Consider the following 8,078-nt stretch of genomic DNA (forward strand, 5'->3'; position numbering starts at 1 on the left):
AACAAGTCCATACATAGTAACCAAAAATGGTGTGGTAGTTCAGTTGGTTAGAATATCCCGACTTCCTCGGGAGGGTCGCAGCTAACAAGTCCATACATAGTAACCAAAAATGGTGTGGTAGTTCAGTTGGTTAGAATACCTGCCTGTCACGCAGGGGGTCGCGGGTTCGAGTCCCGTCCATACCGCAACAAAGGGTGTAAATCAAGTAGTTACAAGATTTACACCCTTTTTTACACCCAGAAATTAAGGTTTTTGATTTAGAAAAGCATTTCCTAAAAGTTGAACCACAATCTCGCCCTTTGAGATTATTTAAGTTTGGTTATTGCGATTGCTCCTGTCAGTATTTTTTTCTCCCTACTCCATTTCATTTTCAATCGGTTTATTTTCGGCAACAAAAATAGCCAAAAAATCACGCCCAACTATACAATTATATACCTATATTTTTGTATATTTGTATAAACCTCTAACGAATACGACCGACTGTGAATGCTACCCAAACAACCAATGCAAAAACCTATGTATCAAATGATTTAGTCATGACCTACGACGGACTAAGCCTTGATGTTGCCATAACTGCTCTTAATTATATGAAAGCCATTAACGCAAAGAAAAAAGCGATAAGCCAATCGACCGATGAGCTAATCAAGCTGGAAAAAGAGTTCCAAATGTACAGAAGGGAAGAGCTGGTAATTTTAAACCAAAGCAAAGACGACGCGATGTGGTATAGCACGATGCACAAAATAGATAAATACTATTGCCCGATTATCAAATCTCATTTTGAGAATGAAGAAAAGTCCTGCAATTGACAAATATTTCCATTTTTATCTGTTTGCATTTCTACCTATTTGTATACCTACATTTTTATTTATTTATATAGTCTCACTTACAAGCAAATTTCATCATGGATACAAATAAACTTAGCGTATTGGATAAATATCAAAAAAGGATTTTTGATTACATCCGGGATTATCATCCTCAAATCTTCATTGATAAAGAGGAATTGAAACGAACAGTAATATCAAGAGCAAACTCTGCACAAGAGGCTTACACGAAAGCCATATTGAGGGGAGAAAACGATGTAGAAGCCCGATATGAAGCCAATCAGGTATTGCACGCTTTTCTTGAATTTTCCCCTTGTGCTTACATCAAAGAGTTTTACGAAGAATTACATCACGAAGAAATAGACGATGAACAAGCGGTATCAATCTGGCAAAAAACGGAAGATATTTTTGAGAACTACGGCATGGACGTGGAAGGCTCTGACGCAGAAGACAGATTAAGGGATGAATTATTGCCGTTTATGCAGTGAGCCGTAAGAATAGCAACCGCATTTCGCTTAAACAGCGATTTGTTGGAAAGACTAAAAAACAAGCGAAAAAAGAAAATAGAAGCATGAATAATTTTTTAGAAACAATCCTCTTCGATGCAGTTTACAGAGAGCTGAACGAGGAAACTCTTTCTGCCATGAGAGAAGCGGAGAGCGGTGCAGAATTGGAAACATTAAGACATGACAAACGTTGACTCTTTTCTAAAAAACAAGTTGTTTCATGCCTCGTAAATATGTATTTCATAAAAAGGGCATAAATTTTTAAATTGATTTACGCCCTTTTAATATTTAGATAAATTCTAATTATTCAAAACATCGCTCCATACGCAAAGCCAACCAATGTTGACAAGACAGTAACCAAACCTGCATAAACGATTGTTTTGTTGGTTCCCATTGCACCCCGTATTACCAATAAATTGGGCAGCGATAACGACGGACCCGCCAACAACAGAGCCAGCGCAGGACCTTTTCCCATGCCCGAAGCCAACAACCCTTGAATAATCGGCACTTCGGTAAGAGTGGCAAAATACATAAACACACCAACAAAGCTTGCAAGAAAATTGGATAGAATTGAATTTCCGCCAACAGCCCACTCAACCCATTCGTTTGGAATGATACCGGGAATTGATGTGTCTCCATGAGTTGAGCCGAGCAAAAATCCCGCTAATACAACTCCAATGGCAAGCAATGGCATAATCTGTTTGGCAAAATCCCAAGACGAGAGTGTCCATTCTCTGTTTTCAGGCTCGTTTTTATCGAATAGGGTTATAATGCTGAGCGAGGCTATTCCTACAACCATAGGTATCAGCGGAACATAAAGCGAATTTTCCACAAACATAACCGATAAAACCACAGATAAACCTGTTATCAACACAGCTCCAAGTACCCATTGCCATTTTATTTTCAAAATGCGCACAAGCGAATAGGCAAGCAAAAGGGATAAAACGCCTGTAATAATCCATTTGTATTCAAAGATATAATGCCACAAACTACTATTGTCGGTTTCCGAGGGTGCGCCCCAATTCACAAATACCAAAATAAGTACCAACGTGAAAAAATGAAGGGCGGTTTGCCACATGGGGCGTTTTTCGGTTTCGATTTCGATATTCATTTGCTCTTCTTTTTTCGCTTTTTCTTCTTTGCGATAAATGAACGACATAATCAACCCTATCACAATGGAAAAACTTATGGCTCCCACCATTCTTGCAACTCCCATTTCCACGCCGAGAATCCTCATTGTTAGGATAATAGATAAAATGCTGATTGCCGGACCGGAATACAAAAAAGCGACAGCGGGACCTAAACCTGCTCCGCGTTTGTAAATACTCATAAAGAGTGGCAGAATGGTACAAGAACATACGGCAAGAATAGCACCGGAAACACTTGCGACCGAATATGCAAGCCATTTTTTTGCATTGGCACCAAAATATCGTATTACCGAACCTTGACTTACGAATACCGATATTACTCCGGCAATGAAAAATGCCGGCAAAAGGCATAAAATCACATGTTCCTGCGCATACCATTTTGAGAGGTCGAGGGTTGCCCGAATGGCTGTCATAAAACTCTCGTTGGCAATTGGTAGAAAGAAAATCGCCAAAAATACCACAATGATATAGGAAAGAATTTTAAGTTCGCGTTTTGTTTCCATCTTCTTAAATTCCCAATGCTTGAAGAATATCTTTTTCGGAAGGAACGCGCCCTTTTAATTTCACAACTCCATCAACCACAACTGCGGGTGTTGACATTACGTTGAATTTCATTATCTCCATAATATCTTCTACTTTGGTTACAGTAGCATCAATATTTTTTTCGGAAACAACTTTTTCAACCAATTGTTGCGTTGTTTTACATTTTGTACATCCTGTGCCTAAAATTTTGATTTCCATTGTTATAAAAAATTATATGTTTATGATTATGTAATAAGCTCCTACGGCTAAAAACACCACAGCCACAATGCGTTTAAACCACTTTTCGAAGTGCTTCATGCCGTTGTAAAACTTCCCCATATTTGCCACGCTGTACGCTAAAATAACGGCAATGGCAATCACGGGCAACGCTGTTCCGATTGAAAAAACGGGCGGTAACAACAAACCTGTCGCAGACGCAATTGTCATCGGTATCAACACGCCGAAATACAGCACGCCGCTAAACGGACAAAAAGCAAGCGCAAAGACTACTCCCAAAAGGACAGCGCTCCAATATCCTTTGCGGAATTTTTCTTCGTTAATACTCGGTTGAAGTTTGTTGAAAACGGGAGTATTAATTTTGATAATATCCAGCATTAAAACGCCCACAAAAACAAGCGCAATCCCAAGCCAAACGCCTCCCAATCCCTGCAATAATTTCGCTATTTTGAATTGGCTCGCGCCGAAATAAAAAACAATTCCGAGTGCCGTATAGCTAAACATCCGCCCCAAAGTGTAGAACAAACTATTGAGCAACACTCTCTTTTTCGACAAAATATCTTTGCTCAAATAGGCGGTAGCCGTGATATTTGTAGCCAACGGACAAGGACTTATGGATGTCATTAATCCAAGCACAAAGGCTGCAAAAATTGGGATATCGTTCTTATATGTATCGACAAGTTGCTGCAACCATTCCATTACAATCTGCTGTTTACTTCGTCTTTGATTCGGTTGGCAAGAGTTTCGGGGTTTTCATTGGCAGTTGCAAAAGCCTCTTCGGTAATGTCAACGGCATCATCGCCTTTCACTATTATCAGTGCATTCCAAGTCACTTGATACTTCTCTACCAGTTTTTCGTTGGTTTTTTCGCTCGTATTCACTTCAGTAAAACGAATATTTTTGTTTCCCGCGAAGTCTTTTTTAATGGTTTCTTGGGCAACATTTCCAACAGCTATGCAAGTTTTGCAGCGTTGCTTGCCGTAGAAATAGTACACGTTTACAACAGACAAATCTTCATTTAGAACAGCAGTGCTTGATACGTCTCCATCTGTTTTTTTATTGCCAGAATTGTTGCAAGCTGTAATAGCAACTAAGGCAAAGATTACAATAACTAATTTCTTCATTTTGTTTGTGTTTTAATTTATTCTTGTTTTATTGAAATACTTTCTTTTAAACCAAAGTGATACGTTAACTAAAGCAATAAGTGCCGGCACTTCTACCAACGGACCTATAACGCCAGCAAATGCTTGACCGCTGTTGATACCGAAAACGCCAATTGCAACGGCAATTGCCAATTCAAAATTATTGCCTGCCGCGGTAAACGACAAGGCGGCATCTTGTTCGTAATCGGCTCCCATACGCTTACCTACAAAGAAGCTGACCAAAAACATCAGTCCGAAATAAATGAGTAAAGGAATGGCAATGCGCACCACATCGAGCGGTATTTGTACTATCAACTGACCTTTTAGGCTGAACATCAGCACGATTGTAAACAGCAAGGCAATTAAAGTAATGGGCGAAATAAAAGGAATAAATTTTTTCCAATACCATTCTTCGTCTTTAATTTTCACTAGTATTAACTGACTTAATATGCCCATTGCAAACGGAATGCCGAGATAAATGGCTACACTTTTGGCAATTTCGCCCATCGTAATGTTTACACTTTCTGTTGAAATACCAAAAATGGGGAGCATGACGGAAACAAAAAAGTAAACGAAAACGCTGTAAAACAAAACTTGAAAAATGCTATTGAGGGCAACTAATCCAGCCGCGTATTCGCGACTTCCGCCTGCAAGCTCGTTCCACACGATAACCATCGCTATACATCGTGCCGAGCCAATCAATATAAGACCGACCAAATATTCGGGGTAGTCTCGCAGAAATATTACCGCCAAGGCAAACATTAAAATGGGACCAATTATCCAATTCAACAAAAGCGAAGCAGTAAGAACTTTTGTGTTGCGAAATACTTTGTTCATTTGATTGTATCGGACTTTTGCCAAAGGCGGATACATCATTAGAATTAAACCTATTGCCAGCGGAATGTTGGTTGTTCCGCTCGACATCGCGTTAATGCCGTTTGCCACGGAAGGAAAAAAATATCCTGTTCCCACGCCTATTGCCATCGCAAGAAAAATCCAAAGTGTAAGGTAGCGGTCGAGGAAACTCAGTCGTTTGCGCTCCACCGTGGGATTACAATTATTTGCACTCATATCGGCTTTATAGATTCTCGTAGGTAAATTGTTGGGAATATTCTTTTATCATATTGCGTACTCGGCGAAACTCGGCGGTGATTTCTTCTTCTGTTCCTTGCGCTTTTGCAGGGTCGGGAAAATTATGGTGGAATTTTTTTGCTTTTGTAGGGAAATAGGGACAGCGTTCGCGGGCATTGTCGCAAACAGTTATCACGTAGTCAAAATTAATGTCGCGGTAATCATCCACATTGTTTGAGGTGTGGCTCGAAATATCAATGCCGTCTTCTTTCATTGTTTCAATGGCTCGTGGATTTACGCCGTGTGTTTCTACGCCTGCGCTGTATATTTCGGCTTTCTCGCTGGCAAAGTGGCGCAAATATCCTTCGGCAATTTGGCTACGGCAACTGTTGCCTGTGCAGAGTACTAAAATTTTCGTTTTCATTTTATTCTTGTTTTAATGTCGAGATATGCTGTTCGTATAAATACGAACATAGAGTGTAAATTTTTTAGTGAATTATTTTTCTTCTTGTTCTTTTTGTTCTTTGCTTAGCAATACATTGAATAACGATTTCGTTAAAGTCCAATTATTTTTGTTAATACAATACTTTACAGATGGCAAAGTAATTTCTCCTTGTATTAAACCCGCATCTTTCAATTCTCTTAAGTGTTGCGACAATGTGCTTTTAGCTATGGGTAAAACTTCTGACATATCTCCATGATAGCAACAAGACTGCTTCGAAAGCATCTGTAATATCGCTATTCGCGCAGGGTGTCCTAAAGCCTTGGCGAAACGTGCTATTTGCTTTTGCTCTTCTGTGTATTTTTGCTTAGCCATTATTTTTTCTTTATTGTTCGCAAAAATACGAATAGTTTTTTAATTGGCAATAATGCGAATGATAGTTTTTTAAATTTTTCGTCCTCTCCCCACACTTCTCTCTGCCCAATCAATCCCAATACTCCTCTGAAACTCCCGATATTTCAGCCGAAACCACTCGGTAATCTCCACGCCGTCGATGGTAAGACGGAGTTTGCCGGGTTTATCGGGGATTTTCACAATTTGCGCGATGGAGTTTTCTGTTGCGAATCTACGTTTGTGTTCGGATGAAAACAATCGTTCCGAAAAGGAGACTTTTCCGCCCCGCAATAGCCGTTGAATCGTTTCTTTCGCGAACCCGACCTGTTGGCATAGATTTTCGATAGAAAGCAGTTCCCGAAGATTGGGAAACAAATCGTATATCTTTTTCAATTCAGCTTGAAGTTTATCGGTAGCGGTTTTATACTCTTTCTGCAAGGTTTGCAGTTGGGTTTTCAGTGAACTATTTTCATCCTTCAGCGTGGCGTTTTCCGATTTTAGCTCCTCAATTTCCGCTTGTTGTCGTTTTGTTTTTGAACCAATGAAAAGCGAATTTACTCCATCCATCAGGTTCGCACCCATTTCGGCTTTGACTTTTTTGAATTTCTCTTTGCTCGCTTCCGACTTTACCTGCGAGAGCTTCTTTTTGGCGGTGGCTTGTTTTTCTAACAGTTCTCCGATATTCACTTTCAGGTTTTCGTTTTGGGAAACCAAATCCCTGTAATATTGCGACGTGCCGATGTGCCGGGCTTCCGAGCCTTCGATACCGCGTTGCAAGCCGTATTTCGCCATTGCTTCGGGGTAACTGTTTTGGTACGCTTTCAGTTTGGCACGGGTCATCACGTCATCGGCAGAAAGCCGTGGAGCGTTGGGGTTTTTCTTGCGGTAATTTTTCTTTACCTGCGTCTCCGATTTCTTCTTCCGCCTTTCGGTGGTAACAATCGGCACAAGGGTGGCGTGGATGTGGGGTGTGGTTTCGTCTAAATGCAGTACGGCGGAAACGATGTTTTCTTTGCCGTATGTTTTTCGCAACCACTCCAGGTTGTCATCGCACCAGTCGCCCAACCTGCCTTCGGCTTCAATGCGTTTCATGTCTTCGTTGCTCCCGGTAAGCAGGACGCGGATGGCACGCACTTGGTTCTTGCCGATTTTGCGTTGCAAGCCGGCATTGTCTAACCGATGCTGAATGGCTTGGGTGCGGTTGCGTACACCGTCGGGGAATGCTATCAATTCCCTGTTGAGATGAGTGCGTTTCGAGTCGGCATTTTTCGGGGCGATGGTTCGCTCGATGTGTGCCGACATAGCGGAATCGGTTCCGCTCGTTTGTATGTCGGGCATGGTATTAAGCTTGCAGGATGTAAGTTCCTGTATGTGCCGAGTTGATAGGAAACATTAGCGACTGGCAAGGGTGTTGCGGGCAACTGCAAATCTGAAAGAAGCCATCAGCAAAACTGAGGTTCTGACGCACAGAAATCTGATATAAGGCTCATTTGGGAGGGCAACCGAGCAATGGATTGGGAACGCCCAAACTTCAACCGTAACTCTTATGAGTAAATCAGGCAGAACGCAGTGAAAGTTTAATATCTTATCCCGAGAGGTCTTATAAGAGGCACCAACAGTGCAGGACTTATAGCGATGTAATTCTAAGTCTTATAAGAAGTCAGCAGAAGACATAGTATTTTATGAAGTGCACACTCATAAAAGAAGGTCTGAATCTTTTAATTTAAGGAGCAGTTAGTTCAAAATTTGTTCTATGAAGCGACAGCAAGTTACAGCATACCAGTCAGACCTGTTCA

The 8,078-nt window shown here is 41.0% G+C and carries 11 protein-coding genes and 1 tRNA gene; 4 read left to right on the forward strand and 8 right to left on the reverse strand.

Annotation, left to right across the window (positions count from 1 at the left end; translation table 11 throughout):
* Positions 1-111: 111 nt before the first annotated feature.
* From U2P89_RS04365 to U2P89_RS04380, 4 genes are all read left to right on the forward strand, one after another.
* Positions 112-185: transfer RNA gene (locus U2P89_RS04365), tRNA-Asp, on the forward strand.
* 351 nt (positions 186-536) lie between these two features.
* Positions 537-806: a hypothetical protein gene (locus U2P89_RS04370; RefSeq protein WP_322190719.1), complete on the forward strand. Its 270-nt coding sequence runs from the start codon at positions 537-539 to the stop codon at positions 804-806.
* 95 nt (positions 807-901) lie between these two features.
* Positions 902-1,309, forward strand: a complete 408-nt coding sequence (locus tag U2P89_RS04375) for a DUF1896 family protein (RefSeq protein ID WP_322190720.1) — start codon at positions 902-904, stop codon at positions 1,307-1,309.
* An 83-nt stretch (positions 1,310-1,392) separates the two neighbouring features.
* Positions 1,393-1,521 carry a hypothetical protein gene (locus tag U2P89_RS04380; protein ID WP_322190721.1) on the forward strand — a complete coding sequence of 43 codons (129 nt, stop codon included), beginning with the start codon at positions 1,393-1,395 and terminating at the stop codon, positions 1,519-1,521.
* 113 nt (positions 1,522-1,634) lie between these two features.
* On the opposite strand, the gene U2P89_RS04385 is transcribed toward U2P89_RS04380, so the two are convergent.
* From U2P89_RS04385 to mobV, 8 genes are all read right to left on the reverse strand, one after another.
* Complete coding sequence (locus U2P89_RS04385) at positions 1,635-2,978, reverse strand: permease (protein WP_322190722.1); 1,344 nt, start codon at positions 2,976-2,978, stop codon at positions 1,635-1,637.
* Between the two features lie 4 nt (positions 2,979-2,982).
* On the reverse strand, positions 2,983-3,216 hold the full coding sequence (locus U2P89_RS04390; RefSeq protein ID WP_322190723.1) for a thioredoxin family protein: 234 nt from the start codon (positions 3,214-3,216) through the stop codon (positions 2,983-2,985).
* 12 nt (positions 3,217-3,228) lie between these two features.
* Positions 3,229-3,933 carry an aromatic aminobenezylarsenical efflux permease ArsG family transporter gene (locus U2P89_RS04395; protein ID WP_322190724.1) on the reverse strand — a complete coding sequence of 235 codons (705 nt, stop codon included), beginning with the start codon at positions 3,931-3,933 and terminating at the stop codon, positions 3,229-3,231.
* A complete protein-coding gene (locus U2P89_RS04400; protein WP_322190725.1) occupies positions 3,933-4,358 on the reverse strand; it encodes a nitrophenyl compound nitroreductase subunit ArsF family protein in 426 nt (141 codons plus the stop codon). The genes U2P89_RS04395 and U2P89_RS04400 overlap by 1 nt, the downstream gene beginning before the upstream one ends.
* A gap of 12 nt (positions 4,359-4,370) precedes the next feature.
* The gene (gene arsB, locus U2P89_RS04405; RefSeq protein WP_322190726.1) at positions 4,371-5,447 is read right to left on the reverse strand and encodes an ACR3 family arsenite efflux transporter; all 1,077 of its coding nucleotides are present in this window, start codon (positions 5,445-5,447) and stop codon (positions 4,371-4,373) included.
* Positions 5,448-5,454: 7 nt separating this feature from the next.
* The gene (locus U2P89_RS04410; protein WP_322190727.1) at positions 5,455-5,871 is read right to left on the reverse strand and encodes an arsenate reductase ArsC; all 417 of its coding nucleotides are present in this window, start codon (positions 5,869-5,871) and stop codon (positions 5,455-5,457) included.
* A 72-nt stretch (positions 5,872-5,943) separates the two neighbouring features.
* Complete coding sequence (locus U2P89_RS04415) at positions 5,944-6,264, reverse strand: metalloregulator ArsR/SmtB family transcription factor (protein WP_322190728.1); 321 nt, start codon at positions 6,262-6,264, stop codon at positions 5,944-5,946.
* 69 nt (positions 6,265-6,333) lie between these two features.
* Positions 6,334-7,620 (reverse strand): MobV family relaxase, encoded by a 1,287-nt coding sequence (gene mobV / locus U2P89_RS04420; protein ID WP_322190729.1) that lies wholly within the window; start codon positions 7,618-7,620, stop codon positions 6,334-6,336.
* Positions 7,621-8,078: the final 458 nt, after the last annotated feature.

The sequence above is a fragment of the Proteiniphilum sp. genome (assembly GCF_034331125.1).
GTDB classification, from domain to species: Bacteria; Bacteroidota; Bacteroidia; order Bacteroidales; family Dysgonomonadaceae; genus Proteiniphilum; species Proteiniphilum saccharofermentans.

Excerpts from the sequence above, each read along its gene's own strand:
- U2P89_RS04370 (WP_322190719.1), top strand. The coding sequence starts at position 537 with ATGACCTACGACGGACTAAGCCTTGATGTTGCCATAACTGCTCTTAAT.
- U2P89_RS04375 (WP_322190720.1), top strand. The coding sequence starts at position 902 with ATGGATACAAATAAACTTAGCGTATTGGATAAATATCAAAAAAGGATT.
- U2P89_RS04380 (WP_322190721.1), top strand. The coding sequence starts at position 1,393 with ATGAATAATTTTTTAGAAACAATCCTCTTCGATGCAGTTTACAGAGAG.
- U2P89_RS04385 (WP_322190722.1), bottom strand. The coding sequence starts at position 2,978 with ATGGAAACAAAACGCGAACTTAAAATTCTTTCCTATATCATTGTGGTA.
- U2P89_RS04390 (WP_322190723.1), bottom strand. The coding sequence starts at position 3,216 with ATGGAAATCAAAATTTTAGGCACAGGATGTACAAAATGTAAAACAACG.
- U2P89_RS04395 (WP_322190724.1), bottom strand. The coding sequence starts at position 3,933 with ATGGAATGGTTGCAGCAACTTGTCGATACATATAAGAACGATATCCCA.
- U2P89_RS04400 (WP_322190725.1), bottom strand. The coding sequence starts at position 4,358 with ATGAAGAAATTAGTTATTGTAATCTTTGCCTTAGTTGCTATTACAGCT.
- arsB (WP_322190726.1), bottom strand. The coding sequence starts at position 5,447 with ATGAGTGCAAATAATTGTAATCCCACGGTGGAGCGCAAACGACTGAGT.
- U2P89_RS04410 (WP_322190727.1), bottom strand. The coding sequence starts at position 5,871 with ATGAAAACGAAAATTTTAGTACTCTGCACAGGCAACAGTTGCCGTAGC.
- U2P89_RS04415 (WP_322190728.1), bottom strand. The coding sequence starts at position 6,264 with ATGGCTAAGCAAAAATACACAGAAGAGCAAAAGCAAATAGCACGTTTC.
- mobV (WP_322190729.1), bottom strand. The coding sequence starts at position 7,620 with ATGCCCGACATACAAACGAGCGGAACCGATTCCGCTATGTCGGCACAC.